This is a genomic window from Kribbella steppae, from assembly GCF_004342025.1.
GTDB lineage: Bacteria > Actinomycetota > Actinomycetes > Propionibacteriales > Kribbellaceae > Kribbella > Kribbella steppae.
The window spans coordinates 514,698-541,515 of sequence record NZ_SLWN01000006.1; the positions used below are offsets into that span (position 1 = coordinate 514,698).

Sequence of the window (26,818 nt, forward strand, 5' to 3'; positions counted from 1 at the left end):
GGATTCTGAAGGGAATGCTCCCGGCGTCCGATGGGTTCCGCCGTGGAATCGCCGGTATATTCGCGATATGACCGAGAGTCTCGATCAGACCGACTGGGCCATCCTGGTCGAGCTGCAGAACGACGCCCGGATGTCGCTGACCGAACTGGGCCGCCGGGTGAACCTCAGCGCGTCGGCGACCACCGAGCGGGTCCGCCGGCTGGAGTCGACCGGGATCATCACCGCGTATCGCGCCGAGGTGGATCTGACCAAGGTGGGTTATCCGGTGCTGGCCGTCGTACGGCTGAAGTACCCGGGCAACAAGCATGAGCCGCTGCATCGGCTGCTGAAGGAACGCCTCGAGATCCTCGAATGCCTGCGCACCACCGGCGACGACTGCTACACCATCAAGGTCGCCGCCGCCTCGATGCCGCATCTGGAGGAGCTGGTCAACGAGCTCACCGAGTTCGGCAGCACCACCACGAACCTGGTCTACTCCCAGACCCAGCCCTACCGCGGCCCGCAGCAAGACCCGGCGACGTCCACACTCTGACCGTGGGAACGTTGCCCCGGTGAAGGCTCTTGGCATCGACGTCTCCCCCGCCCTGCTCAAGAACTGGATCGACTGGCTGGCGCCCGACGTCCAGCCGTTCTTCGTCACTCGCCAGCAGGCAACCGAGTGGGATCTGCCTGTCGACGACCGTCAACCAACGGCTGAGCAGCGCGACACCTACCGGACGTACGGCGTCGACAGCAGCGCTGTGCTGGTCAGCTGGCTCGACGAACCGGCGTACCTGAGTCTGCCCAAGGCGATCAGAGCGCGATTGGTCCGCGCCCAGGTGAACCACAACCGAGCCGCCGTCCCGACTGTCCGCCGCTGGCAGTCCGTCCTCGGGCCGGAGCTCCGCCGTCAAGCAGACGGTCACCGCTTCGTCTGGTGGAAGTCGCTGCTTCACGACTCGGCCGAGATTGTGCTGCCAAGGATCGTCAGCGAGGACCTGGGCCCGAGCCGCCATGCAGAGGTCGTCGACTGGCCGTCCGAACCTGTACGCCGACTGGCCGGCACCTTCCCATCCGGCAGCGGCCCCAACTGCTTCGGCACGGTGATGGCCGCGGCCGGTGTCGACGGGGCGGACGAGATCTGGATGCTGCGCGAGCCATTCGAGCGTTGGCTTGCGGACGCCACGATTGCCGGCGGACGGGACGACGTACCAGGCACCGTCTTCGTCTGGCGCGATACGGCACACGCCGTCCAGCATGCTGCGATCACCATCGGTACCGGGTGGATGCTGCACAAGCCTTCGCAGTCCTGGATGACGCCGCGCAAGATCCGCACGGTCGCCGAGGTGCGACGCGCCACTCGAACTGCAGGCTGGCGGCTGCATCGGCGTAGCCTGGTCCGGTGAGGCTGCTCGTCACTGGAGCCAGTGGGTTCCTGGGGAGCGAAGTGGTGCGCCTGGCCGAGCACGAGGTGGTACCGACCTACTACAGCCAGCCAGTTCCGGGTGGCGTCCGGATGGATGTCCGGGACCGGGGCGAGGTCGACGACGTCATTCGCAAGGTGCGCCCGGACGGCATCATCCACGCGGCCTTCCAGCAGTCCGACTGGGCGACGACGGCGGACGGTCCGGCGAACGTCGCGCTCGCCGCCCGCGGCACGCGGTTGGTCTTCGTGTCGACCGACGTGGTCTTCGGCGGTCGCTCGGAGCCGTACGACGAGGACGCGAGCCCGTGCCCGGTCACGCCGTACGGTGCGGCGAAGGCAGCCGCCGAAACGGCGATCCGGGCCATCGACCCATCAGCCGTCATCGCCCGTACGTCGCTCATCATCGGGTACGACGGCCAATCGCAGTCCGAGCGATTCGTGCACGCGTTGGCCGCCGGGGAGCCAGGAGCCCTGTACAGCGGAAACATCCGCTGCCCGGTCCACGTGACCGACCTGGCGTCGGCGCTACTCGAACTCCTGGACTCCGACGCCAAAGGCCCCGCGCATGTGGCCGGCCCTCAAGCGGTCACCCGCCTCGACCTCGGCCGCCTGATCGCCACCCGCGACGGCCTGGACCCGCACGCCCTGCCTTTCACACCCGGCCCGCCCTCAGACGTCCGCCTCGACAGCACCAGAACACAGACCCTGCTCCGCACCCGACTACGAGGTGTGCACGAGTTCCTAGCCGCGTGATGCGGGACTCAGCTGGCCTGACTCAGGCTGTTTCGTCGACGGTGGTGGTGACTGGGGTGCCGAGTTCGACGGTGCGACTGACGGTGCAGAGGCGGTCGTGGGACATCTTCACCGCGCGCGGGAGGGCCTCACGAGCCTTGTCGCCGGCCTCGCCCTCGGGGAAGCGGATGGTGAACTCGACGGCGAGGTTCTCCATCCGGTTGCCCTCCTCGGGGTCGCGCAGCTTGTCGCCGCGGACGACCGCCCGGAACTCGGTCGGCTCGGCCCGGCGGCTGACCACGACGTCGACGTCGATCGCCGAGCAGGTCCCGATCGCGGCCAGCAGCAGCTCGACCGGGGTGAAATCGGTGTCGTCACCGCCGGAGCCGACCCGGATCGTGCCGCCGCGTGCGTTGCGGACCTCGTAGCTGCTGTTGGCGAGGCGCTCGAACTGCACCTGCCGGAGAGAGTCGCCCATAACCGTCACATTCTGTTGCTTGTGGCAACGTCAGAGATTCTTCAGAGCCTCGGTCACCGGGGTCACGCCGGCGACGAGTTCGAGGGTCCGGCCGATCGCGGCCGGGGTGTCGCAGAGGCCGGCCAGCACGAGTGCCACGTCATCGCGGCTGATCTTGCCGTTGCCGGTCTTGTCTTCGAGCCGGACCTGGCCGGTGCCGGGGTCGTTGGTGAGCCCACCGGGTCGCAGGATGGTCCAGTCCAGGTCGCGCCGTCTCAGGTCCTCCTCGGCGGCCCACTTCGCCTTGAGGTAGACGGTGAACACCTCGTCGTCGGTCAACGAGTCGGCCCGGTCGGCGCCCATCGAGCCGACCTGGATGTGCCGCCGTACGCCGGCCTGCTCGGACGCGTCCGCGAACAGTGTGGCGGCTCCGCGGTCGACGGTGTCCTTGCGCGCCTTCCCGCTGCCCGGCCCGGCGCCTGCGGCGAAGATCGCCACGTCGGCTCCGGCCAGTACGTCGGCGACAGCCGCGGCATCAGCCTGTTCGAGATCGAGTACGGCGGCCTGCCCGCCGGCGGCGGTGATGTCGCCCTCATGGTCGGGGTTGCGGACCATCCCGACCACCTCGTGCCCGTCGTCGGCCAGCAGCTTGGTCAGCCGCAGCGCGATCTGCCCGTGTCCACCCGCTATCACGACTCGCATACCCCGAGCCTAACCCGCCGCGGAATCAGGCAGACTGCTCCCGTGCCTCACGCAACAACCGCCGACGGCCAACGCATCGCCTACCAGGTCCGGGGCGACGGGCCACCGCTCGTTCTGCTGGCCGGCCAGTCCAATAGCCACGCCTGGTGGAACCCGGTCCGTCCCGACTTCGAGGCGTCGTACCGGACCATCACCCTCGACTGGCGCGGCACCGGGCACAGCGACAAGCCGGACGAGGTCTACAGCACGCCCGGGTTCGCCGACGACGTCATCGCCGTAATGGACGACCTCGGTCTGGCCACTGCACACATCTATGGAGCGTCGATGGGCGGCCGGGTCGCGCAGTGGGTCGCGATCAACCACCCCGACCGCGTGAACGCTCTCGTGCTCGGGTGCACCTCACCCGGCGCGGCACACGGCTACGAGCGAAGCCGGGAGCTCCGCCGCGCGCTCGCCGACCCCAAGCGGACGGGCCGGGTGCTGCTCGACCTCATGTACACGCCTGACTGGCTAGCGGCGAATCCCGGCCCGCACCCGGTCCTGGGTGACCCGAACATGCCGTCGTACGCGAAGGCCCGGCACCTGGTCGCGAGCAACAAGCACGACGCGTGGGACGACCTGCCGAGGATCACAGCTCCCACGCTCGTCCTGCACGGGACGGACGACGTCTTCAGCCCGGCCGCGAACGCGCCACTGCTCGCCGATCGCATCCCCGGCGCCCGGGCCGAGCTCATCCCGGGCGCTCGGCACGCCTACTTCCACGAGTTCCACACCACCGCCGGACCGATCGCACTGGAGTTCCTCGCTCAGTCGGACTGACGCAGGTCAGTCGGGCTGACGCAGGATCGGGCGGAGCGCCTCGAGTACGGCGGGATCCTCGATGGTCGACGGCACCGGCTCGTCCCGGCCGTCCGCGATCCCACGCATCGTCTTGCGCAGGATCTTCCCCGACCGCGTCTTCGGCAGCGCCTCCACCACCGACACGTCCCGGAATGCGGCCACCGGCCCGATGTCCCGCCGTACCGCAGCCACCAATTCCTCCCGCAGCACGTCCTCGGCGATGTCGGCACCGGCCTTCAGTACGACGAGGCCGCGCGGGAGCTGACCCTTCAACGGGTCGTGTACGCCGATCACCGCACACTCGGCCACAGCGGGATGGGCCGCCAGTACGGCCTCCATGCTGCCGGTCGACAACCGGTGCCCGGCCACGTTGATCACGTCGTCGGTGCGGCCCATCACGAAGATGTACCCGTCCTCGTCGAGGTAGCCGGAGTCGCCGGTCAGGTAGTAGCCGTCGTACCGGCTCAGGTAGTTGTCGATGTAGCGCTGGTCGTCACCCCACAGCGTCGGCAACGCGCCCGGCGGCAGCGGCAGCTTGATCGCGATCGCGCCTTCCTCGCCCGGCGGCAGTTGGGTGCCCGCGGCGTCGAGGATCTGCAGGTTCCAGCCGGGCATCGGGACGGTGGCTGAGCCGGGTTTGGTCGGCAACGGTTCGAGGCCGCGCGGGTTGGCCGCGATCGGCCAGCCGGTCTCGGTCTGCCACCAGTGATCCACCACCGGTACGCCGAGGTGCTCGTGTGCCCAGTGGTAGGTCTCCGGGTCCAGCCGCTCACCGGCCAGGAAGAGCGTGCGGAAGCTGCCGAGGTCGTACTTCGCCAACTCCGCCGCGGAGGGGTCCACCTTCTTGATCGCCCGCAACGCCGTCGGCGCGGTGAACAACGCCTTCGCGCCGTGGTCGGAGATGACCCGCCAGAATGCTCCAGCATCCGGCGTACCGACCGGCTTCCCCTCATAAAGCACGGAAGTCGCGCCGACCAGCAGGGGTGCGTAGACGATGTAGGAGTGGCCGACGACCCAGCCGACGTCCGAGGCCGTCCACCACACGTCACCCGGACCGACGTCGTAGACCGAGCGCATCGACCAGGCCAGTGCGACCGCGTGACCGCCGTTGTCGCGGACCACACCCTTCGGCTTCCCCGTCGTACCCGAGGTGTACAGGATGTAGAGCGGGTCGGTCGCCACCACCGGGACCGGGTCGGCGGGTTCCGCGCCGGCCGTGAGCTCGGCCCAGTCCAGGTCGCGGTCGCCGAGCTTCGCAAGAGCTGCCTCGCGCTGGAGCACGATCGTGTGGTCGGGCTGGTGCTGGGAGAGCTCGAGGGCGGCGTCGATGATCGGCTTGTACTCGACCACGCGGGTCGGCTCGATACCGCAGGACGCGGCCACGATGACGCGCGGCGTGGCGTCGTCGATCCGGGCCGCGAGCTCCTTCGGCGCGAAGCCGCCGAAGACCACGGAGTGGATCGCGCCGAGCCGAGCGCACGCCAGCATGGTGATGGCGGCTTCCGGCACCATCGGCATGTAGACGATGACGCGATCGCCCTTGCCGACACCGAGTGACCTCAGCGCGCCGGCGAACACCGCGACCTCGTCGCGCAACTGCCGATACGTCAGGGTCCGCTTGGTCGCGGTGACCGGTGAGTCGTAGATCAATGCGGCCCGGTCGCCGTGGCCCGCCTCGATATGCCGATCGAGAGCGTTGTGCGACGTATTCAGCTCAGCGTCGGGGAACCAGCGATACAACGGTGCGTTGACGGAGTCGAGCGCACGCGTCGGCGCTTGCGTCCAGGAGATCGCTCCTGCCGCTTCGAGCCAGAACCCTTCCGGGTCATCGACACTCCGGCGATAGCTTTCGTTGTACGCACCCATCTGCCTGGCCTCCTCATCGACGGCTCCACTCATCGTGGCAGGGTTGAGGCATGACGGTAAGTGGCGACGAGGTGCGGGCAGCGGCGGAGCGGATCGCTGGTCGGGTACGGCGTACGCCGGTGATCCAGGTGGCGCCGGGCCTGACGTTGAAGCTGGAACTGTTGCAGCACACCGGCTCGTTCAAACCGCGCGGTGCGTTCAACCGGTTGCTCAGCGCAAAGGAGAAGGGCGAGCTCACCGGTCAGGGCATCGTCGCGGCCTCGGGCGGCAATGCCGGACTGGCCGCGGCCTACGCGGCACGGGAGCTCGGCGTGCCCGCACGGATCTTCGTGCCGGTGACTACACCGGCCCCGAAGGTCGCCAAGCTGCACCTGCTCGATGCCGAGGTGATCCAGGTGGGGAACGAGTACGCCGAGGCCTACCAAGTCGCCCTGGAGGCACGGGACGCCAGCGGCGCGCTGTTACTGCACGCCTACGACCAGCCGGAGGTCGTCGCCGGTCAAGGCACCCTCGGGCTGGAACTGCTCGAGCAGGCCGGCATGTTCGACACCGTGCTCGTTGCGGTCGGCGGCGGCGGACTGATCGCCGGTATCGCGACGGCACTCGGTGACAACGCCCAGGTCGTCGGCGTGGAGCCCGAGCTGGCGCCCACACTCCACCGCGCACTCGCGGCCGGTCAACCGATCGACGGCCCGGTCGGTGGCATCGCGGCGGACTCACTGGGCGCGCGTCGCCTCGGCGACCTGGCCTTCGCGGCCGCGCGGGAGTACGCCGTACCGTCGCTGCTCGTCGACGAGGATGCGATCGTTGCCGCTCGCAATGAGCTCTGGCACCAGTACCACCTGGCCGTCGAGCACGGAGCGGCGGTCGCGTACGCCGCGCTGGCGTCGGGCGTCTACCAACCCGCCGGTGGTGAAAGGGTGGTCGTCGTGGTCTGTGGGGCCAACACAGACCCGTCGACGCTGAGCTGACCGGGGCGGTCAGACGACAGGTTTGCGTTTCGGCCGGTCGTCGGCGAGGACCCACGCGGCCACGACACCGGCGATCGCGCCGAACAGGTGGCCCTGCCAGGAGATGCCGTCCTGCGGCAGGAGACCGCCGAGCAGAGCACTCCCCCACACCAGCACCACGAGTACGCCGACCAGCACCTGACTGAGCCGGCGGTTGAAGATCCCACGCGCGATCAAGTACGACGCGAACCCGAAGACGAGACCGCTCGCGCCGATCGTGATCGTGTTCGGCGGCGAGATCAGCCAGGTGCCGAAGCCGCCGATGACGGTAACCATCGCGGTGACCGCGAACAGCCGGGCCGCACCACCGACGGCGATCAACGCGCCGAGGGTGACCAGCGGCAGCGTGTTCGAGATCAGGTGGCCGAAGCCGAGGTGCAGGAACGGCGCGGTGACGACGCCGATCAACCCTTCCGGGTCGCGCGAGAGGATCCCGTACTGATCGAGCGCCCCGTTCATCGCCGTATCGACGATCTCGCTCAGCCACATCAGCCCGACCAGCAGGGCGAGCAACTTCAGCCCACTACCGATCCGGGCCGTATCAACGGTCCGTCCCGTCCGCTTCGCCGGGGTCTGAAAACTCATCCACGTCCTCGCTTCGCTGCGGGCGCGGATGAGGCACGACAAGCACTCTGCTTGATGATGAACTCGCTCCGCTCGTTCATACCCCCAACGATGCCGTATCCGCTCAAATCTCAACCTGTGGCAGGCGCGGCGACAGCGCAGGGTGATCTTTGGGATACTCACCGTGCCTGAGCGGGGTGATGGGGCGGGCCGTAGTCGAGAGGCCGAGTGAGGTGTGGGGGAACCGCGATGCCAGTAGCCGTCTATGTGCTTGGCCTGAGCATCTTCGCTCAGGGAACGTCGGAGTTGATGCTCGCCGGGCTGCTGCCTGAGCTGTCAGCGGATCTGGACGTCTCGATCCCCGCGGCCGGTCTGCTGATCTCCGCGTTCGCCGTCGGCATGCTGGTCGGCGCACCGGTCCTGGCGGTCGTCACGCTCACCTGGTCCCGTCGTACGGCGCTGCTGCTCTTTCTCGCCATCTTCGCCCTCACGCACGTCGCCGGTGCGCTCACGCCGAACTACGCCGTACTGCTCTCCACCCGCATCGTCGGCGCCTTCGTCTACGCGGGCTTCTGGTCCGTCGCCGCCGTCACGGTGGTCGCGCTGGTGCCGGCGAACAGCCGTGCTCGGGCGATGAGCGTCGTTACCGGCGGACTCACCATCGCCACCATCGTCGGTCTCCCGGCCGGCACGATGATGGGCCAGCACCTCGGCTGGCGTACGGCGTTCTGGACCGTCGCCGGACTCTGCGTCCTCGCGATGGCCGGAGTCCTGGCAACCATTCCGGGCGGGCGTCCCGACCCGGAGCAGACGCCACGACTCCGTAACGAGGTCCGTGCTCTCGCCAACTCGCGACTCTGGCTGGCGTTCTGCACCACCGCACTGGTCACCACGACCATCCTGGTGGTCTTCAGCTACCTCGCTCCTCTGCTGATCCAGACGACCGGGCTGACACCTGCCGCGGTGCCGGGCGTGCTGGCCCTCTACGGCCTCGGCTCGTTCATCGGCATCACCCTCGGCGGCCGGACAGCGGACGCGCTGCCCTTTCACACGCTCTTCGCCGGCATCGCCGGCCTGACCATGCTGTCCACGATCCTCGCCCTGACCGCGAGCAACCCGATCATCGCCATCACGGTCATCGTCCTGCTCGGCGGCTTCGGCTTCGCGACCAACCCGGCCCTCAACGCGCGCGTCTTCAGCCTGGCCGGCGACGCCCCTACTCTGGCGACGGCGATCAACTTCTCCGCGTTCAACGTCGGAATCACGGCCGGGCCGTGGCTCGGCGGTCTGGCGATCGCCGCCGGTGCGGATTACTCCGCACTCGGCTGGATCGCCGTCCCCACCGGGCTCACGGCCCTCGGCACCGTCGTCGTGGCAGCCCTCCTGCCGGTCAGTTCACCGGACCACTCGGGTCGATATGGCTCGGGTCGAACTCGGCGTGCCGCTTGAACACGTACTTGTTCAGCAGCCAGGTGACCGCCCACAGCCCAACACCGATCAGCATCAGCCAGCCGGCGATCTTGTAGTCGGCCGACGCCCGCCCGGACAGCGGGCTGGCCAGGTAGGCGCACAGTATGGCGCCCAGCACCGGCAGCGCGGTCGGTGCGCGGAAGTGCTTGTGCTCCATCCGGTCCTTGCGCAGCACCAGGACGGCGACGTTCACGATCGCGAACACGCACAGCAGCAGGAGCGCCGTCGTGCCACCGAGCGCGGCCAGGTCGGCGTACCCGATCAGGAAGAACGCGAGCAGCGTGGTGAACAGGATCGCGATCCACGGCGTACGACGCTTGCGCAGCACCCGGCCGAGCGGACCGGGCAGGACCTGCTCGTGCGACATGCCGTACAGCAGCCGGCTCGCCATCAGCATGTTGATCAGCGCCGAGTTGGCGACCGCGAACATGGTGATCCAGGCGAAGACCTCGAGCGGGAAGCCCGGGGCGCCGGCCGAGACCACCTTCAGCAGCGGTGTGGATCCCTCGTTCAGATCCTCGGGCGAGACCAAGGCGACTGCCGAGATCGCGACCAGGACGTAGATGAGGCCGGTGGCGCACAGACCGATGAGCATGACCTTCGGGAAGATCCGGACCGGGTCCTTGGTCTCCTCGGCCATGTTCACCGAGTCCTCGAAGCCGACCATCGCGAAGAACGCCAGCGCGGTCGCCGCGGTGACGGAGCCGAAGGCGGATTCACCCGACGGGGTGTTGAACTCGGTCAGCCGCGACGTATCGCCGTCGCCGCTGCCGATCGCCCAGACACCGATCGCGATCACGATCAGCAGGCCGCTGAGCTCGACACAGGTCAGCACGACGTTCGCCTTCACGCTCTCGCCGACACCGCGCAGGTTCACCAGCGCGATCAGCGCCATGAAGCTGAGCGAGGTGATCATCAGCAGCGAGCCGCGCTCGGCGTCGATGTCCGCGGCGGAGAAGAAGTTCGCCGCGAACGCCTTCGACGCGCTCGACGCCGAGGTGAGGCCGGAGCACATCACCGCGAAGGTGAGCAGGAAGGTGAGGAAGTGGATCCCGAACGCCTTGTGCGTGTAGACCGCGGCACCGCCGGCCCGCGGGTACTTGGTGACGAGTTCCAGATAGCTGGTGGCGGTCAGCAGCGCCACGATGAAGGCGCACAGGAACGGCAGCCAAACCGCGCCGCCGACCTCGCCGGCCACCTTTCCGGTCAGTGCGTACACGCCGGTGCCGAGGATGTCGCCGACCACGAACAGCAGCAACAGTCCCGGGCCCATCACCCGTTTCAGTTCAGGGCGCTCACCTGCCTTCGGTGCGGCGGCGCTTGCGCTCGTACTCTCACTCATGCTGCCTCCCTGGATCGGTCCGATAGTCGACCACACCCGGGGTGCATCAGCCAGCACTTTCTGTGACCTCGGCCAGCCTGTAACCGGAAGGTGACCGGCGGCCTGCGACCATGTGGCCCGTGATGCACCTTCGTCTCATCGTCCCACCGGATCGCACCGAGCGCGTCCTGGACACGCTCGTCGACGACCCACGGGTGACCAGCATCGTCCGGCTCCCCGGGGCGGCACAACGGCCCAAGGGCGACGTGATCGAGTGCGACGTCACCCGGGAGGCGACCTCGGAGATCCTCGGCTGGCTCAAGGACCAGGGCCTGTACGACGAAGGCTCGGTCGCGATGGCGCTGGTCGACGCCGCCCCCTCCCGGAACGCCCGCGAGACCGAGAAAGCGGCGCCGGGCGCACCGGACGACGCGGTCATCTGGGACGCGGTCGTCGACAACGCCTACAACGAGGCCAAGGGCTCGTGGGTGTACTACGCCTTCCTCACGCTCGCGACGATGATCGCGGCCGTTGCCGTGGTCACCGATTCGGCGATCCTGGTCGTCGGCGCGATGGTCGTCGGCCCCGAGTTCGGAGTGGTCGCGGCGCTGGCCGTCGGCATCGCGCTGCGGAATGCCGGTCTGACCTGGCGATCGGCGCGGCTGCTGGCGCAGGGGTTCCTGCTGGCGATCCTGCTCACCACCCTCGCGGCGCTGCTCGCCCGCGCGGTCGGCTGGATCGATATCGGTGACGTGACGGGCGCGCGCCCGTTGACCGGGTTCATCTGGCGGCCGGACAAGTGGTCGGCCGTGGTCGCCGTACTGGCCGGATGTGCGGGCGTGCTGTCGCAGACGGCCGGGCGGTCGAACGCACTGGTCGGCGTGTTCATCTCGGTGACCACGGTGCCTGCCGCCGGGGACCTGGCGTTGTCGCTCGCGTTGTGGGCGCCGCAGCATATCGGGGGCGCCGCGGCGCAGCTCGGGATCAACCTCGCCGGGATGACCGCGGCCGGCGTGGCGACGCTGCTGGTGCAGCGGCGCATCTGGCGGATGTACCTGCGGGTGAAGAGCAAGTAAGGCGCGGGCGCGCGCGTTGAGGCTTGACCGGGCGTCCCCTGTCCGGTCCGCGCGCGCCCTGCTCAGCTAGTCGTACCCCATTCGGGGGCCCTCCGCACCACGAGTTCGATTGACGTATGTCGGACATGGCGCGAAGTCGCCACACCCGGGAAAACGAATGCCCGGTCGCTCGGGAGACGAGATAGCCTGTCCGGGATCCGGTCGTACTGGAGGGATGGATGCTGGAGTCGCTGGGGGTGGAACCGGCGGACGAACAGGCCTACCGCGCGCTGCTTGCCGCTCCGGGGTGCGACCTGACCGAGTTCGCCAAGCGTCTCGATCGGGACGAGAAAGAGGTCCTCGCGACGGTCGAGCGACTCGAGGAGCTCGGGTTGCTGACGACCACCGCCGACTTCCCGCCACGCCTGTTGCCGACCCGCCCTGATGTCGCGGTCGACGCGTTGGTCGCCGTACGGCGTGCCGAGCTGGACCGGGTTCGCGCCGAGGCACGGGTGATGCTCTCCGAACTGCGGGCGCAGGAACAGCATCGGCCGGAGAACCTGGTCGAGGTGATCGTCGGGCAGGAGGCGATCGCGGCCCGGTTCGCGCAGTTGCTGAACGGGACGCGTGAGCAGTTGCTGGTGCTGGACCGGCCGCCGTACGCGTCGCGGCCGGGCGAGTCCGACCCTCGGGTCCGTGGGCTGCTCAGCGAAGGTGTGGTTGTCCAGGGCATCTACTCCCCCGACTCCCTCGACGTGCCGGGCGGTGTGGACGAGGCGTTCAGCGCGGCCGATGCCGGCGAGACGTCACGGGTGCATCCACAGGTGCCGATGAAGCTGGCCGTGTTCGACCGCAGGGTGGCGCTGCTGCCATTGGCGGTCGACCAGTTGGTCGACAGTGCGCTCGTCGTCCATCCGTGTGCGCTGCTGGACGCGCTGATCGAGATGTTCACGCTGCTGTGGGGTCAGGCCGTGCCGGTGGTGCCGCCGGCCAAGACGGATCCGCTGGACGCGCGGTTGATGACGTTGCTCGCCGCCGGGTTCAAGGACGACGCGATCGCACGGCAGCTCGCGCTCAGCAGCCGCACGGTCGGGCGCCGGGTCGCTGAGCTGATGGAGACGCTGGGTGCGCGGACCCGGTTCCAGGCCGGGATCCACGCCCAGCGCCGCCATCTGCTCGAAGACCTCGACGACTGACTCAGCAGGTGCCGAGCATCTGCTGGAGGGCGGTCTTCTCCGCCGACTGCAGCGAGAGGCCGTAGGTGTGCTTCACCCAGATCCATTCGCGTGCGTAGATGCAGTGCACCGAGGCGTTCGTCGGCTTCCACTCGGACGGGTCGCTGTCACTCTTCGAACGGTTGCTCGACGCGGTGACCGCGATCAGCTGCGAGATGGTCAGGTCGTTGGCGAACTGCTGACGGTGGGAGGTGCTCCAGGCGTTCGCACCGGACTTCCATGCCTCGGCGAGCGGAACGATGTGGTCGATGTCGATCGACGAGTCGTCCTCGACCCAGGTGGCGTCGTACACGCTGTACCAGCGGCCGGCCGTCGGCTCGCACTGGCTGTCGACCGTGACGCCGGTGCCGTCACGCTTGAGCACCTCGTCGCGGGTGTCACAGGTGCCGGACTGGGTGATCCAGTGTGGGAACAGGTCCCGGCTGTAGCCGGTGGTGGAGCCCTCGGCTTTGACCGTGAGCCCCGCCAACTGAGTGGCCGCCGTACTGGCCGACGGCGGGGTCGGTGGGTAGGCCAGCGCCGGTCCGGCGCTCAGCGCCCACGCCGTCACCATGGCGACGGCAGTGATCATCAAAGTGGTGAAACGTCGCATCAGTCAGGCCTCCGAAGGGTCGGGCGGTCCCCCCTGACGTGCTGCCCTCAGCCTTCCCCGATCACGCGCCGTAAGAAACCACTCACCGATGAAAGCCGTGTGAACGCTCCCGCTCAGGCCGGTGTCGGTGCCGCCGGCTCGAAGCCGGCCAGCATCTCCTCCAAGGCGTGCTGGTCCGGTCCGACGAACGGATCGGACTGCGGTGCCGTCTCGAGCAGATCCAGGAATTCCGTCGTGTGTCCCGGCGCGGGCGGCAGGTGGGTGCTGAGAATGACGTCTGGATCCATCTCCCTCAGCGGCTGGATGGTACGCCGGAACGCGTCCTGGTCGACGTTGTGCACCCAGGGGCTGTCGAGCGTTGCCCACAGAAGCTGTCCACCGCGGAGCGCGTCGCGCGGAGCATCGCTGACATCACCGCAGTCGGCGAGCTCCGACGTCGGCATCGGCGAGCCGAAACAGTCGGAACTGAAGCACGCGCGCGAGCGATCGTCGTAGAAGCCGACGGTCGCCGGGCTGTCGTACAACGGCGGCCGGAAGGCGGTGACTGTCCGGTCCCCCAGCGAGAGCGACTGGCCGGGATTCAGCAGATAGAGCCGGTCCATCGGCAGCGGCCGCTCGGTCGACATGATCCCGGCGCCGATGAAAGTCGTGATCAGGCGCGCCTGCGGTGCCGCTTCGAGCAGGTCGAACAGCGAGCCGGTGTGGTCCCGGTCCGGGTGGGTCAGCCAGATCCACCGGACGTCCTGCGGATCGACCACCGAACCGAGCGCGTCCATGAAGCCCCGGTCCGGCAGACTCAAGCCGGTGTCCACGACCAGCGGTTCGGCCCCGAGCAACACGAACGCGTTGATCGGCAGGAAGCCGATTCCGGGCACCGGCAGTTGGTCACTCAGCACGCTGATGTCAGCGCCGACACGGTTGATCCGCATGATGACTCCCCGTTGAAGTCCCGCCGTCACCCACGGCGAGAAGGCGAAACCGCTGCTCTTCGGAGCGTCCGCCGCGGGCCGCGCGCTGTCAAGAACCTGCCGACATCCCCTGTTTACAAGGCTTCATGGTGCCGAAACGCCGTTCCGGTATACAGGCGACACCATCCAGTGAGGAGATGCCGATGGCAACCATTGGTGAGCATGCCGCTGCCCTGCTGCGTTCCGGCCTCGGCCGCCGGGACTTCCTGCGCGCAACCGCCGCTGTGGGCGCCGCCGGTGTCGCTGCTTCGACAACTACGGCGAGCTCCGCGCAAGCCGCCGTACCGCGGGAGGTGTTGCAACCGGGCAAGGGACCGATCCACGGCCGTCACTACCTGCGGTCGACGCCCGACCAGGTCCGGTGGGGCTATGTCCCGTCGATCGACAGCGCCCCGGTACTGCGCGTGAGGTCAGGCGAGACCGTCACCGTCGACACCGTCTCCCACGAAGGCATCCTCGAGGACCAAGGCCGTGACCCGGTCGAGTACTTCGCCCAGCACGGTGTCACCCGGTCGTCGGTGCTGGACGACGCCGTCGCCATCGCCCGCGACTACGACCGGACCACGCGGAACTTCGACGTCGACGGGCCGCACGTCGTCACCGGCCCGATCTTCGTCACGGACGCGAAACCTGGCGACGTACTCAAGGTAGAGATGCTGTCGATGCTCCCGCGCGTCCCGTACGGCGTGGTATCCAGCCGGCACGGGAAGGGAGCACTCCCCCGGTTGGCCGGCGGCGCTGTCCCAGCTGGGATCACGATCGACGAGATCATGCCGCCGGTGGAGACGGATGGCCGAGAGACCGGCGACCCGACCCGCTACGGCAACGTGTCGGTGTTCACGCCGGTCCGTGGCGGGCGCGGGGTGATGGCGCGCGGCAAGCGGCGCGAGGTGACCTTCCCGCTGAACCCGTTCATGGGGCTGATGGGTGTCGCCTTCGCCGGCTCGGCGTCGCCGACAGCGCCGGAGCTGAACTCGATCCCGCCGACGCTCGGCGGCGGGAACATCGACATCAATCTGCTGGGCGTCCGGTCCGCGTTCTATCTGCCAGTGTTCGCCGAGGGCGCGCTGTTCCACGTCGGCGACCCGCACTTCGCGATGGGGAACGGCGAGGTCGCGCTCACCGCGCTGGAGGGTTCTCTGCGGGCTACCTTCCGGCTGACAGTCTGCAAGAAGGGCTCGGGTGACGCGCCGTCGGTGGCATTCGGGTACCCGTTCGCGGAGACGCCGGACGCTTGGGTCCCGATCGGCCTGTCTGACCCCGACGGCAGCCAGAACGGTCAAGGCAACGACCTGAACATCGCCATGCGTCGCGCGGTCGTGAACGCCCTCGACTTCCTCGAAACCGACCAGGGCATGGACCGGGCAACCGCGTACGCCTATCTCTCAGCTGCGGCCGACTTCGAGGTCTCCCAGGTCGTCGACCGAACCACCGGCGTCCACGCCGTCATCCGCAAGTCCGACTTCAACTAGTCGCCTCCTTCAGACCGGGCGTGGGTTACCCCCGACAAATGTGGGCGGGTGGTTCGGCAACACGAATTGTGGTGGCGCTGTTCCGGGCTGCCCGATCGTGCCAGTCGTGGTGCAGCTCACCCGAATGGTCACACCCACCTGAGCAATCACGGTGAACAGATCGTGGATCTGGGTGACCACCGTGAGCGGGTCGCGGATGGGGGTAGGTGTTGGTGAGAGGGCCTGGACTTGGGGGTGGGGACACCCTGTCGTGGGCTGGGACAAGAAATAGCAGGTCCCGGCCCACCGTTACCTGTCCAAGCCTCCGGCGATCAGCACGATCAAGCAGCCCGGAGCAGCGCCCCACTCGAGCAGCCCACCACGTTCGTCGTCTGACGACGTGACCACAGCTGTCCTAGTCGTGTTCGACCACGGTCAAGGTCCAGCCGGCGCCGGTACGGTCGAGCTCTGCGTTCCAGCGTTCGCTCACCAGTTTGTGCAGCGACTTCGGCGTACCCGGATCCTTGCCTGATTCAAGGAGTTGGCGGGCGACCAGGCCGCGGGTGTGCTTTGCGTTGTGTGAGACAACTGAGCGCACCCCGCCGCGTTCGCGGACGACGTTCACCGAGACCCACTTGGCGGCCTGGACGCCGCTCGGACGCCAAGCGGAGACATAGGTGGACGAGCGGCAGTCGACGATCACCCCGTCGGTCTCAGCCAGCACGGCGGCCAGCGGGTCGCGCCACACCGACGCGAGCGGTCCGAGGCCGGGCAACGTCGTACCCATGGAGAGCCGGTACGGCGGGACGCGATCGGCCATCCGCAATGCGCCCCAGGCGGCGGACACAACGAGCAGACGATTGCCGGCCCGGCGCTTGCTACCGGCCGACAAGGTGGAGTAGCCGAGAGCGTCGTACAGCACTCCCGAGTACAGCTCCGACACCGGAACGGCCGGCTCGGTGCGCCAGCGGGTGTTCCGGTCGACCTCATGCTGGAGCGAAGCGCCGACCCCCAGTACGTCGTACGCGTCGGAGGAAGCCGAGACCTTCGCCAACGTGTCGAGGACCTGCTCGCGGACGGGAGTCAGTTCCGGGAACGACAGCGACGCGTGGTCGACGGCGCGTCCGCGGGATCGTCCGGTCTTGCCCTCGGACGGCGGCAGCAGGATTAGGGTCACGGGGCCTCCCTGCCTGGACTGAGGAGCGGAGGGAGCGCAGCGACCGGAGGGACGAGGGAAGGCTGGGAGTTGAAGCCCCATGACACCCCTGCCGGAGGTGCGGCGTTCAACACAGTCACGTGAGCTCGTCCAGAGTGGCCAGGTCGGCGGCGGTCGGGTCCCACAGGCCGGCGGCGACGTTCTGCGCGATCTGCTCCGGCTTGGTCGCGCCGGCGATCACCGACGCGACCGCCGGCTGCGCCGCGAGACCGCCGATGGCGACGTCGATCAGGCTAAGGTCCCGCTCGGCCGCGAACGTCTCGAGCGCTTCGATCTTGTCGAAGTCCGCCCGCGCCAGCCGCTCCGGCTGAGTCGCCAACCGGCTGCCTTCGGGAGCCTCCTCGCCGCGCTTGTACTTACCGGTGAGCAGACCGGAGGCGAGCGGGAAGAACGGCAGGATACCGATGCCGAGGTGCTCACAGGCCGGGACCAGTTCGTCCTCGACGTCGCGATCGAGCAAGGAGTACTGGTTCTGCGCGCTGATGAAGTGCTCCAGACCGGCGGTCCGGGCGGCCCAGTCGGCGTCGATCACCTGCCAGCCGGCGAACTGGGAGCTGCCGATGTACCGGACCTTGCCCTCGGCAACCAGTTCGGTGAGGGCCGCGAGAGTTTCCTCGATCGGGGTGACCTGGTCCGGGAAGTGCAGCTGGTAGAGGTCGATCCAGTCCGTGCCGAGCCGCTGCAGGCTCGACTCGACCGCCTTGCGGATGTACCGGCGGGAACCGCGGACACCCCAGTCCGGGCCGTTCGCCCCCTGCATGTCACCGCCGAACTTGGTCGCGACGATCACCTCGTCGCGGCGGCTGCCGAGTGCCTTGCCGAGCAGCTCCTCGCTGTACCCGTGCTCACCGCGGTAGATGTCGGCGGTGTCGAACAGCGTGATCCCCGCGTCCACCGCGGCGTTCACCACCGCGTCCGTCCGGGTCGCGTCGAGGCGCCGCCCGAAGTTGTTGCAGCCCAGTCCCACCACGCTGACCGTGAGGCCGGAGTCACCCAGCTGCCGGTACTCCATATCCGTCATGTGTACAGCCTAGTGACGGCATAGAGTTGCCAGCATGCCGAGTCTCACCGTCGACGGCGCCCGTACCCGGGCCGCCGCGCTCTCCGTCCACTCCTACGACGTCGACCTCGACCTGACCCAGGGCGAGCGAACGTTCGGATCCACCACCACGATCAGGTTCACCGCCGCCAGTACGACCACCTGGCTGGACGTGAAACCGGACGAGCTCGTCTCCGTGACCCTGAACGGCACGGCGGTCGACGTCGCCGGGCTGAACGACGGCCGGCTCGAGCTGACCGACCTGCAGCCGGACAACGAACTGGTCGTGGTCGCGTCGATGCTCTACTCACACGACGGTGAGGGACTGCACCGAGCGGTCGACGCCGCCGACGGTCTCGTCTACACCTACGCGATGTCGTTCCTGGACGCGGCGCCGCGGATCTTCGCGTGTTTCGACCAGCCCGACCTCAAGGCGCCGTACCGGATGAAGGTCACCGCGCCGCCGGAGTGGCTGGTGCTCGGGAACGGCGCGGCTACCCAGGTCTCCCCCGGTCGTTGGGAGCTGGCCGAAACGCCGCCGCTGTCGACGTACTTCGTCACTGTCGTGGCCGGGCCGTACCACCAGATCAGCGACGAGCACGACGGGATCCCGCTGAGCGTGGTGGCGCGGCAGTCTCTGAAGGAGGCGCTGGAGCGGGAGGCCGAGGACATCTTCACGGTGTCCAAGCAGTCGTTCGACGAGTACCACCGGATGTTCGGCTACCGGTACCCGTTCGGTGAGTACCACCAGGCCTTCGTGCCCGAGTTCAACGCCGGCGCGATGGAGAACCCGGGCTGCGTGACCTTCCGCGACCCGATGGTGTTCCGGTCGGCCGTGACCGATGGCGAGCGCAGCAGCCGGGCCCGGACCGTCGTCCACGAGATGGCGCACCAGTGGTTCGGCGACATCGTCACGATGGAGTGGTGGAACGACCTCTGGCTGAACGAGTCGTTCGCCGAGTACATGGCCCACCGGGTCTCGACCGATGCGACGCGGTACACCGACAACTGGATCGACTTCGCCTTCATCCGGAAGTGGTGGGGTCTGCAGGCCGACCAGCGGTCGTCCACTCACCCGGTCGCGGCCGACCCGGTCAAGGACGCGCTCGCCTCACTCGACGACTTCGACGGCATCTCCTATGCCAAGGGCGCCGCGGTCCTCAAGCAGCTCGCCGCCTACCTCGGCGACGACGTCTTCCTGGCAGGCGTCCGGGCGCACATCCAGTCGAACGAGTTCGGCAATGCGACGTTCGGTGACCTGGTCGCCAAGTGGACCGAGGCCGGCGCGGTCGACCTCGACAACTGGGCGCAGCACTGGCTCCGCACCCCGGGCCTCGACACGATCAGCGCGTCGCGCACCGACACCGGGATCACGCTGCGCCGGGTCGCCCCGGCCGCCTTCCCGGCTCAGCGTCCGCACAAGCTGACGGTCGGCGGGTACGACGCGGACGGCCGCGGTACGACGGTCGACGTACTGCTGGACGCGGACGAGGTGGAGGTCCCCCTCGACCCGTCCGCCGCGGTGGTGATCCCGGACGCGGGTGACGACACCTGGGCCAAGATCCGGCTCGACGCGGACAGTCTGGCGAACCTGGCGTCGGTGCTGCCGAAGATCTCGGACGGCGTGACGCGGGCCGTCGTACTCAACAGCATCCGCGACGCCGTCGCCGACGCCGAGCTCGACCCGAAGCTCGGGTTCGACGTCCTGATCGGGATGCTGCCGCAGGAGACCAGCGACATCGCAGTCGGCACGATGGTCGGCTGGGCGAACTCGCACCTGCTCGGCGTCTACCTCCCCTACGAGCCGTACCGCGGTCAGCTGGCCGAGGCGCTCGGTGCCCGGCTGCAGACCGCGCCGGCCGGGAGCAGCCTGCAGCTGGCGGTGGCCCGTGGGTACGTGCGGTTCGCCGACGACGTCGGCGTGCTGACGGGCTGGCTCAACGGTGAAGGTGTGCCGGTCGGGCTCGCGATGGACGTGGACCTGCGGTGGACGGTTCTGCTCCAGCTCGCCCGGCTCGGTGCCGTCGGCGACGCGGAGATCGACGCCGAACTCAAGCGCGACACGTCGTCCGAGGGCGTCGTCCACGCGGTCCGCTGCCGTGCCGCGCTGCCGACGCCGGAGGCCAAGGAGCGGGCCTGGACGCTGATCACGACCGACGCCGACGTCGCGAACTACGAGCTCTACGCCGCGTGCGAAGGCTTCTGGCACCCCGGTCAGGTCGAGCTCAGCGCGCCGTACGTGGACCGGTACTTCGCCGAGATCGCCGGCACCGAGAAGCTGCGATCCGGCTGGGTGGTCGCCCAAAGCGCGAAGCTCGCCTTCCCCCGGTACGCCGTCGAGCAGCCGACCGTCTCGCGGGCCGCGGACCTGGTCGCGGACGAGTCGGTCGCGGCCGGCATCCGGCGGTCGGTCGGCGACAGTGTGGACGACCTGAAGCGTGCTCTTGCGGTGCGTTCGGCGTTCGGCAGCTGACAAGTGAGTCGCGGTCACACCGTGTTGTGACTACTGTGACTGGTGTGATCAGGAGGACCCTGGTGACCAGGCAAGATGTGATTTCGTGACGTAACCTCCACAATGACCGGGCGGCACGGCGCGCCGGTCTTGGTCAGGCAGCACGTCCCGGGAGAGACTGTCGAGAACCGCACAGGAGAACAAAGGCAATGCGCGAGGCGAGGCTCGTCGGTCTGAGCCAGGATGGCAAGCAACTCATCCTGGCGCTGGCAGAGACGGGTGAGGAGTTCGCCATCCCGGTCGACGACCGGTTGCGTGCGGCCCTCCGCGGCGACCGTGCCCGACTCGGCCAGCTGGAGATTCAAATGGAGAGCGCGCTGCGCCCACGAGACATCCAGGCTCGTATCCGCGCCGGCGAAAGTCCCGAGGCGGTCGCAGCCGTCGCCCAGATGCCGATGGAACGCGTGATGGCGTTCGCCGGCCCGGTCCTGGCCGAGCGCGACCACATCGCCAGCCTCGCGCAGCGCGCCTCCGTCCGTCGTCGTGGCGGTGCCGACGCTCCGACCCGCAACCTCGGTGCCTGGGTCACCGATCGGCTCCGCACCCGCCAGGTCGACCCGGCGTCGGCCGAGTGGGACGCGTGGCGGCGTGACGACGGCCGCTGGGCGGTGCGTGTCTCCTACTTCGTCGAGAGCGTCGACGAGGCGGAGCAGAAGGAAGAAAAGATCGCGATGTTCGCGTACGACGCTCCCGGTCGGTACGCGGTCCCGGACGACGACGAGGCTCGCTGGCTGGTCGGCGAGCAGGCCCAGGTGTTGGCGCCGCCGGTGCAGCCGACCCATCAGCCTGGTGAGCGCCGACTGTCCGCGGTTGCCGACATCGACCTGTCCGTCGCGCCGGACCACGGCGCCGACAGCTACGAGGCCGGCTTCGAGGACACCGTCAGCCTGCCCCGCAGAAACAACCCTGCCGCCCGCGACACCGGGCGTGATCCTTCCCGCGATGCCGGGCGTGAGCGCGAGGGGTTCGCCGCCCGCGACACGCCCCGAGAGCCCGAGCGCGGCCCGCGCCGGGTGCACTCGGTCCCCGACCCGGACACCGAGCCGACGCTGATCGACGTACCGGTCGAGCAGCCGCCGGCCCTGCGTCCGGCGGTCCGCGCCGTGGAGCGTCCCAGTGAGCTTCCGGCGGAAGCTGCCACCTTCGCTCCTCCGGAGGAAAGAGCCGCCCCGGAGAACCCGTTCACCGAGCGCCGCGCCGCACCCGACCGGACTCCGGCGCCCGACCGCAGTGCTCCGGCACGGCGCGCGCCCGAAGAGCGTGCCACCCCGGCCGCGCCGGTCGAAGCGCCCGCGCAGCCGACTCCGGAGCCGGAGCCTGTCCAGGCCAAGCCCGCATCCAAGCCCGCGTCCGAGCCTGCACCCTCGCCGGCGGCAAGCTCGGCTGGTGAGCCCGCCGCCAGCGCTGAGCCGGCCACCGAAGAGACTCCCGCCGAGCCCAAGAAGAAGCCGGCCCGCCGCAACGCCAAGCGCGCCAGCGTCCCCAGCTGGGACGAAATCATGTTCGGCAAGAAGGCCGACTGATCCTCGTCGAGTCGTGGATTTCGGTCGTCGAACGACCGGATCCGGAGCAGAAATCCGCGACTCGGTGGCGGCCTTGTTGACACATCACGGACAGTTGTCCCGGATGGCGGACGGTGTTTGGCATCCACGGAGCGAACTGTCATGATCTTCGGCATGCAGATTCTGTGCTGCTGTTGTTGTTGTCGTCGCTGACGCGCGCCGTCTCCCGGCGCACGAGGCCCTGCCCCTTTCCGTGGCCCGCCCGCCGACACCAGCACTCACAGGATCTTCCGCATGAATCTCCCGGCCTTTGCCGATCTGCTCGCGTCCCGCGGCCTCCGCCTGCTGCCCGGCTCCCACGCCGTACCGGTGGAGCTGCTCGTTCAGTTGCCCGACGCAACAATCGCCCGGTTCACCGCGCGCGGTACGACGCTGCGGATGAGCCGCTTCTCCCCCGACGCGCTGACCGCGATCACCATCGCCGCCGAGTGCGGTTGCGGTGACCACCACCCGCAGACCGGCCCGACCCGGGTCACCCTCAGCCGGTACGCCGTACCGCTCGACGAACGCACCATCGACGGCGAGCTCCTGTTCGGCTGGCAGGCCCACGAGGCCGGCCTGCTCCGCCTCCCCGACGCGGCCACCCACTTCTTCACCCTGCTCGACCAGGTCCAGACCCCCGACCGAGTCCTCGTCGGCGTCGCCTGAAGCACCACTTTGTGCACCACTCGAGTACGCCGGGCGCCTCGGCGTACTCGAACCGTGCAGAAAGTCGCTGAGGGTCAGGGGCGGCGGTGGGGTGGTTCGTGGGTGTCGTAGCGGCGGCGGGCTTCCTCGACCTTCGCCAGGTTGGGCGACCACTCGACCAGTGACTGGAACAGGGGCGCGAGGCTGCGACCCAGGTCGCTGATCTCGTACTCGACCCGCGGCGGCACCTCCGGGTAGTACGTCCGCCCGATCAGCCCGTCCCGCTCCAGTTGCCGCAGCCGCTGCGTCAGCACCTTCGGCGTGATCACCCCGATCCGCCGCTCGAGCTCCACGAACCGCTGCCGGCCGAACTCGTTCAGCGTCCACAGGATCGGCGTCGTCCAGCGGCTGAACACCACGTCGACCACCGGCGCGATCGGACACGCCTGCACCGGATCGACGTCCCCACCGCGAGCCCGCCACTCAGCCACTGTGCCGTCGGTCACAACAACCCCTTCTGCCAATACTTTCCTCTAGGTACCTACTATGCCAGCGCAAGTAGCGTCCTCGTCAGTCAACCAAAACGAACTGAGACACAGGAGCGACCATGATCGTGGTGACTGGTGCGACGGGGAACGTCGGACGGCCGCTGGTGGAGGCGCTCGCAGCAGCCGGCGAGCAGGTGACGGCGGTGTCGCGACGGACTCCTCAGCGGGATCTCCCCGCCGGCGTGCGGTCCCAGCAGGCCGATATGTCCGAACCGGAGAGCCTGAAGCCGGCGCTCGAGGAAGCCGAGGCGGTGTTCCTGCTGACCTCGCCAGACTTCCTGGCGAACGGCAATCTCGCTGATGTTGTGAACGTCGTACGGGCGGCCGGCGTGCAGCGGGTCGTGTTGCTGTCCTCCCAGGGGGTGGGCACTCAACGCCACCCCTCGGCGCTGGAGGATGTCGTCACGGAGTCGGGCCTGGAATGGACCATGCTGCGACCGGGCAACTTCAACTCGAACGCCTTCCAGTGGGCCGAGTCGGTCCGTTCTCGCCGGGTGCTCGAGGCGCCGTTCGGTGACGTCGCACTGCCGGCTGTCGATCCGGCCGACATCGCCGATGTCGCGGCCGCGGTGCTGCGCGAGCCCGGCCATGGCGGCAACATCTACACGCTGACCGGACCGGAGCCGATCTCACCGCGGCAACAGGCTGCTGCGATCGCACAGGCCATCGGCGAGCAAGTACGTTTTGTCGAGTCGAGTCGCGATGAGGCTCGCGGCCGGATGGTGGGCTACATGCCCGAGCCGGTCGTGGACGCCACCCTCGCTGTCCTCGGTACGCCGTCCGCCGACGAGCAAGCCGTCAATCCGGATGTCGAGCGCGTCCTCGGCCGCCCAGCCCGGACCTTCGCGGACTGGGCCGCCCGGAACGTCGCTGCCTTCAAGTAGCTCACCGTGTCCCGGATGGCTGAGCGCTGAGGGTCTCGCGGCGGAGCTTGCGCAGGTGGCGAAGGTTCTCGCCGGTGAAGATCGCCAGCGCGGCCCAGATGAGCGCGAACCCGGCGAGGCGCTCGGGCGGCATCTGCTCGCCGAACACGAACACACCGAGGACGAACTGCACCGTCGGCGTCAGGTACTGCAACAAGCCGAGGTACGTCAGCGGAATCCGCCGTACCGCCCCGGCGAAGAACAGGAGCGGAACCGCCGTGGCCGGGCCGGCGGCGATGAGGAGCATGGTCGTCGACCAACCGTCGTGCCCGAATGTCGCCCGGCCTGCGATCTCCAGCCACACCAGATAGCCGAGCACGGCCGGCAGGATGAACGTCGCCTCGACGGCGAGGCCTTCCAACGCCCCGGTCGCCGCCTTCTTCTTCAGCAAGCCGTACGTCGCGAAGCTGAGCGCCAGCCCGACCGCCACCCACGGCACTCGGCCGTAGTCGAACGTCAGCCACGCCACCGCCACCACGGCCAGGCCGAGCGCGAGCCATTGTGGCCGCCGCAGCCGTTCGCGGAACAGCACCACCCCGATCACGACCGTGATCAGCGGGCTCATGAAGTACCCGAGCGACGTCTCCACCACCCGCTCGTGGTTGACGCCCCAGATGTAGAGGTACCAGTTGAACGCGATGACCACCGCGGCCCCGCCGAGGATCCACAGCTTGGCGGGCCGCTCCCTCAGTGCGCGCCAGCAGTCGGACCGCGGACGGAACAGCAGCAGCAACGCGATGAACCCGAGCGTCCAGACGAACCGGTGGGCGAGTACCTCGACCGCGCCGGCGCCATCGAGCAGCCGCCAGTACAGCGGCAGCAGCCCCCAGATCCCGTAGGTCGAGGCACCGAACAGCAGGCCTCGATTCAGTGACGCGCGACCGTCGTCGGGACTCTGGACCTGCGGCTCGGTTGTTGCGGCGGGTGCGGACATGTCAGGTCACCACGCGGTACTTCAGATGCGTAACGCCGGGTGCCTCGACGGCCCGGATCTGCTCGAGCCGCACCTTGTTGTCCCCGAGGTCGCCGAAGATGCGAGCACCGTCGCCAAGCAACAGGGGAACGACGTGAAGCTCGAGCTCGTCCAGCAGTCCCGCTGCCAGGTACTGCTGAGTGATGTTGCCGCCGCCCCACAGCATGACGTCCTTGCCGCCGGCGGCAATCTTCGCCTGTTCGAGGGCCGACTCGATTCCGTCGGTGACGAAGTGGTAGGTGGTCCCGCCCTCCATCTCCACGGACTCACGCGGGTGGTGCGTGACGACGAAGACGGGGTAGTGGTACGGCGGGTTGTCGCCCCACCATCCGGTCCACTGCTCGTCGCCCCAGTCACCACCGCCGATCGGGCCGAACATGCCCCGGCCCATCACCGCGGCGCCGATGTTCTCCCGCACCTCCTCGACGATCCGCGCGCTCTCGTTCACCTCGCCGCCGGACTTGCCGTGGCCCTCGCGCCAAGTGGCCAGCGGAACCACCCAGTCGTGGAGCCGCTCGCCACCCTCGCCGAGCGGGTTCTCCACGCTTTGGTTCGGGCCGGCGACGAACCCGTCCAGCGAGATCGAGATGTGACACCTGAGCTTGCTCATCGTCTGCCTCCTCAGTGGGCGGCCGCGGCGGCCGCGCGTTTGATCCAGCATGAGTCAGTCGCTAGATGACGTCTAATGCCAATTCCTTGGGCAACGTATTGATATCTTTGATCTATGCTCAATCTGGTTCACCTCAAGGTTCTGGCCGCAGTGGCGCGACACGAGTCCGTGACCGAGGCGGCACGAGAGCTGCACTACTCGCAACCGTCGGTGAGTCATCACCTGTCCCGCCTCGAAGCGGCCACCGGCGTCAAGCTCGTTCAGCGCGTCAGTCGCGGGATCCGGTTGACGCCGGAAGGCCAACTGCTGGCCAATCGGGCCGCTGAGATCATCGGACGCGTCGACGCGGCGACCAACGAGCTGGCGGCCCAGGTCGGCCTGCAGTCCGGCCGGGTGCGCTTGGCCGCCAATGCGTCGGTACTCAGCACGATCGTGGCGAAGGCAGCCCCCATCTTGACCGCGGCGCACCCAGGACTCGAGCTGATCCTGATCGACCGTCATCCGGTCGAGGCGCTCCAGATGCTGCGCCACGGCGAGATCGACGTCGCGCTCGTCTTCCGGTACGCCGACGCCGCGGCCGAGGAGGAGGGATTCCGCCTCGACCACGTCGGCGACGACCAGATCTACCTCATCAGCCGGCGACCCGACGACAGCATCGCGAACCATCGCCACTCCGCGTGGATCGGCGGTTGTGAGCGGTGTCAGGACGAGCTGACCGCCGTCTGCCGGCAAGAAGGCTTCACTCCGCGGATCGGATCACTCAGCGACGACATGGTCGTCGTGCAGTCCCTCGTCGCCGCCGGCGTGGGCGTCACGACCCTGCCCGGCCTGGCGCTCCAAGCCCACCGCCGCCCCGACGTCCACGCCACCGAGATCACCGGCTACCACCGCCGGATCTACGCAGTCACCTACGGCGCACCGCCCGACCCGCCCGCCACCATCGCCCTGATCGAAGCCATCCGGAACTCCATCCAAGAACCGCGCTGACTCCCGCCGCTTCGAGCAGGCATTCAGTGCTTCTTCCTGGCCATGCCCACCGCTGAGGTCTACCCGTTTCGACAGCGAACGCACAGGCTCTTGAATTAGTAACACGCTTGGTTTAACTTATCCGCGCAGCAGCTGCCTCAGCGTGTACTCCGG

General features: G+C 68.6%; 26 protein-coding genes. 14 read left to right on the forward strand and 12 right to left on the reverse strand.

What is annotated here, in order from left to right:
- Positions 1 to 67: 67 nt before the first annotated feature.
- From EV652_RS20155 to EV652_RS20165, 3 genes are read left to right on the forward strand one after another with little or no spacing between them, the layout of a single operon-like run.
- Positions 68 to 532 carry an Lrp/AsnC family transcriptional regulator gene (locus EV652_RS20155; protein WP_132210704.1) on the forward strand — a complete coding sequence of 155 codons (465 nt, stop codon included), beginning with the start codon at positions 68 to 70 and terminating at the stop codon, positions 530 to 532.
- Positions 533 to 551: 19 nt separating this feature from the next.
- On the forward strand, positions 552 to 1,385 hold the full coding sequence (locus tag EV652_RS20160; protein WP_132210705.1) for a hypothetical protein: 834 nt from the start codon (positions 552 to 554) through the stop codon (positions 1,383 to 1,385).
- Positions 1,382 to 2,158, forward strand: a complete 777-nt coding sequence (locus tag EV652_RS20165; protein WP_132210706.1) for an SDR family oxidoreductase — start codon at positions 1,382 to 1,384, stop codon at positions 2,156 to 2,158. Before EV652_RS20160 ends, EV652_RS20165 begins: the two co-directional genes overlap by 4 nt.
- Before the next feature lie 22 nt (positions 2,159 to 2,180).
- On the opposite strand, the gene EV652_RS20170 is transcribed toward EV652_RS20165, so the two are convergent.
- Positions 2,181 to 2,615: an OsmC family protein gene (locus tag EV652_RS20170; protein WP_132210707.1), complete on the reverse strand. Its 435-nt coding sequence runs from the start codon at positions 2,613 to 2,615 to the stop codon at positions 2,181 to 2,183.
- Positions 2,616 to 2,645: 30 nt separating this feature from the next.
- A complete protein-coding gene (locus EV652_RS20175; protein ID WP_132210708.1) occupies positions 2,646 to 3,296 on the reverse strand; it encodes an SDR family oxidoreductase in 651 nt (216 codons plus the stop codon).
- A gap of 42 nt (positions 3,297 to 3,338) precedes the next feature.
- Between EV652_RS20175 and EV652_RS20180 the strand changes: the two genes are divergently transcribed.
- Positions 3,339 to 4,115, forward strand: coding sequence for an alpha/beta fold hydrolase (locus EV652_RS20180; protein WP_242001875.1), 777 nt, complete (start codon positions 3,339 to 3,341; stop codon positions 4,113 to 4,115).
- A 6-nt stretch (positions 4,116 to 4,121) separates the two neighbouring features.
- Here the strand turns inward: EV652_RS20180 and EV652_RS20185 are convergent, their stop codons facing one another.
- Positions 4,122 to 6,035 carry a propionyl-CoA synthetase gene (locus tag EV652_RS20185; protein WP_255512611.1) on the reverse strand — a complete coding sequence of 638 codons (1,914 nt, stop codon included), beginning with the start codon at positions 6,033 to 6,035 and terminating at the stop codon, positions 4,122 to 4,124.
- A gap of 17 nt (positions 6,036 to 6,052) precedes the next feature.
- On the opposite strand from EV652_RS20185, the gene EV652_RS20190 reads away from it, so the two are divergent.
- On the forward strand, positions 6,053 to 6,973 hold the full coding sequence (locus EV652_RS20190; RefSeq protein WP_132210710.1) for a threonine/serine dehydratase: 921 nt from the start codon (positions 6,053 to 6,055) through the stop codon (positions 6,971 to 6,973).
- Between the two features lie 9 nt (positions 6,974 to 6,982).
- Here EV652_RS20190 and EV652_RS20195 read toward each other — a convergent pair whose 3' ends face one another.
- Positions 6,983 to 7,597 carry a rhomboid family intramembrane serine protease gene (locus tag EV652_RS20195; protein WP_132210711.1) on the reverse strand — a complete coding sequence of 205 codons (615 nt, stop codon included), beginning with the start codon at positions 7,595 to 7,597 and terminating at the stop codon, positions 6,983 to 6,985.
- Between the two features lie 228 nt (positions 7,598 to 7,825).
- Here EV652_RS20195 and EV652_RS20200 point away from each other — a divergent pair, with 228 nt between their 5' ends.
- Positions 7,826 to 9,025, forward strand: a complete 1,200-nt coding sequence (locus tag EV652_RS20200; protein WP_132210712.1) for a Cmx/CmrA family chloramphenicol efflux MFS transporter — start codon at positions 7,826 to 7,828, stop codon at positions 9,023 to 9,025.
- On the opposite strand, the gene EV652_RS20205 is transcribed toward EV652_RS20200, so the two are convergent.
- Positions 8,967 to 10,388 carry an APC family permease gene (locus EV652_RS20205; RefSeq protein ID WP_132210713.1) on the reverse strand — a complete coding sequence of 474 codons (1,422 nt, stop codon included), beginning with the start codon at positions 10,386 to 10,388 and terminating at the stop codon, positions 8,967 to 8,969. The two genes, EV652_RS20200 and EV652_RS20205, sit on opposite strands and share 59 nt — an antisense overlap.
- Positions 10,389 to 10,510: 122 nt before the next feature.
- Between EV652_RS20205 and EV652_RS20210 the strand changes: the two genes are divergently transcribed.
- Positions 10,511 to 11,443 carry a DUF389 domain-containing protein gene (locus EV652_RS20210; protein ID WP_132210787.1) on the forward strand — a complete coding sequence of 311 codons (933 nt, stop codon included), beginning with the start codon at positions 10,511 to 10,513 and terminating at the stop codon, positions 11,441 to 11,443.
- 218 nt (positions 11,444 to 11,661) lie between these two features.
- A complete protein-coding gene (locus EV652_RS20215; protein ID WP_132210714.1) occupies positions 11,662 to 12,618 on the forward strand; it encodes an HVO_A0114 family putative DNA-binding protein in 957 nt (318 codons plus the stop codon).
- 1 nt (position 12,619) lies between these two features.
- Here EV652_RS20215 and EV652_RS20220 read toward each other — a convergent pair whose 3' ends face one another.
- Both EV652_RS20220 and EV652_RS20225 read right to left on the reverse strand, forming a co-directional pair.
- Positions 12,620 to 13,249 (reverse strand): HNH endonuclease family protein, encoded by a 630-nt coding sequence (locus EV652_RS20220; protein WP_132210715.1) that lies wholly within the window; start codon positions 13,247 to 13,249, stop codon positions 12,620 to 12,622.
- 113 nt (positions 13,250 to 13,362) lie between these two features.
- On the reverse strand, positions 13,363 to 14,178 hold the full coding sequence (locus EV652_RS20225; protein WP_132210716.1) for an oxygen-binding di-iron domain-containing protein: 816 nt from the start codon (positions 14,176 to 14,178) through the stop codon (positions 13,363 to 13,365).
- 182 nt (positions 14,179 to 14,360) lie between these two features.
- Between EV652_RS20225 and EV652_RS20230 the strand changes: the two genes are divergently transcribed.
- Positions 14,361 to 15,689 carry an acetamidase/formamidase family protein gene (locus EV652_RS20230; RefSeq protein ID WP_132210717.1) on the forward strand — a complete coding sequence of 443 codons (1,329 nt, stop codon included), beginning with the start codon at positions 14,361 to 14,363 and terminating at the stop codon, positions 15,687 to 15,689.
- A gap of 394 nt (positions 15,690 to 16,083) precedes the next feature.
- Here the strand turns inward: EV652_RS20230 and EV652_RS20235 are convergent, their stop codons facing one another.
- Together EV652_RS20235 and EV652_RS20240 are read right to left on the reverse strand one after the other, a co-directional pair.
- Positions 16,084 to 16,845: a YaaA family protein gene (locus EV652_RS20235; protein ID WP_132210718.1), complete on the reverse strand. Its 762-nt coding sequence runs from the start codon at positions 16,843 to 16,845 to the stop codon at positions 16,084 to 16,086.
- A gap of 115 nt (positions 16,846 to 16,960) precedes the next feature.
- Positions 16,961 to 17,905, reverse strand: coding sequence for an aldo/keto reductase (locus EV652_RS20240; protein ID WP_199238285.1), 945 nt, complete (start codon positions 17,903 to 17,905; stop codon positions 16,961 to 16,963).
- A 34-nt stretch (positions 17,906 to 17,939) separates the two neighbouring features.
- On the opposite strand from EV652_RS20240, the gene pepN reads away from it, so the two are divergent.
- The 3 genes from pepN to EV652_RS20255 all read left to right on the forward strand — a co-directional run bounded on the left by pepN (position 17,940) and on the right by EV652_RS20255 (position 22,645).
- Positions 17,940 to 20,396, forward strand: coding sequence for an aminopeptidase N (pepN, locus tag EV652_RS20245; protein ID WP_132210719.1), 2,457 nt, complete (start codon positions 17,940 to 17,942; stop codon positions 20,394 to 20,396).
- A gap of 188 nt (positions 20,397 to 20,584) precedes the next feature.
- Positions 20,585 to 21,958: a septation protein SepH gene (gene sepH, locus EV652_RS20250; protein ID WP_132210720.1), complete on the forward strand. Its 1,374-nt coding sequence runs from the start codon at positions 20,585 to 20,587 to the stop codon at positions 21,956 to 21,958.
- Positions 21,959 to 22,231: 273 nt separating this feature from the next.
- Positions 22,232 to 22,645 carry a hypothetical protein gene (locus EV652_RS20255; protein WP_132210721.1) on the forward strand — a complete coding sequence of 138 codons (414 nt, stop codon included), beginning with the start codon at positions 22,232 to 22,234 and terminating at the stop codon, positions 22,643 to 22,645.
- A 74-nt stretch (positions 22,646 to 22,719) separates the two neighbouring features.
- Here EV652_RS20255 and EV652_RS20260 read toward each other — a convergent pair whose 3' ends face one another.
- Positions 22,720 to 23,130, reverse strand: coding sequence for a winged helix-turn-helix transcriptional regulator (locus tag EV652_RS20260; RefSeq protein WP_242001876.1), 411 nt, complete (start codon positions 23,128 to 23,130; stop codon positions 22,720 to 22,722).
- 101 nt (positions 23,131 to 23,231) lie between these two features.
- Here EV652_RS20260 and EV652_RS20265 point away from each other — a divergent pair, with 101 nt between their 5' ends.
- A complete protein-coding gene (locus tag EV652_RS20265) occupies positions 23,232 to 24,056 on the forward strand; it encodes an NAD(P)H-binding protein (protein WP_132210722.1) in 825 nt (274 codons plus the stop codon).
- A 1-nt stretch (position 24,057) separates the two neighbouring features.
- On the opposite strand, the gene rarD is transcribed toward EV652_RS20265, so the two are convergent.
- A complete protein-coding gene (gene rarD / locus EV652_RS20270; RefSeq protein WP_132210723.1) occupies positions 24,058 to 25,029 on the reverse strand; it encodes an EamA family transporter RarD in 972 nt (323 codons plus the stop codon).
- 1 nt (position 25,030) lies between these two features.
- Entirely contained in the window at positions 25,031 to 25,678 is a 648-nt protein-coding gene (locus EV652_RS20275) for a dihydrofolate reductase family protein (protein ID WP_132210724.1), read from the reverse strand.
- A 114-nt stretch (positions 25,679 to 25,792) separates the two neighbouring features.
- Here EV652_RS20275 and EV652_RS20280 point away from each other — a divergent pair, with 114 nt between their 5' ends.
- Entirely contained in the window at positions 25,793 to 26,665 is an 873-nt protein-coding gene (locus EV652_RS20280) for a LysR family transcriptional regulator (protein ID WP_132210725.1), read from the forward strand.
- The last annotated feature ends 153 nt before the right edge of the window (positions 26,666 to 26,818 follow it).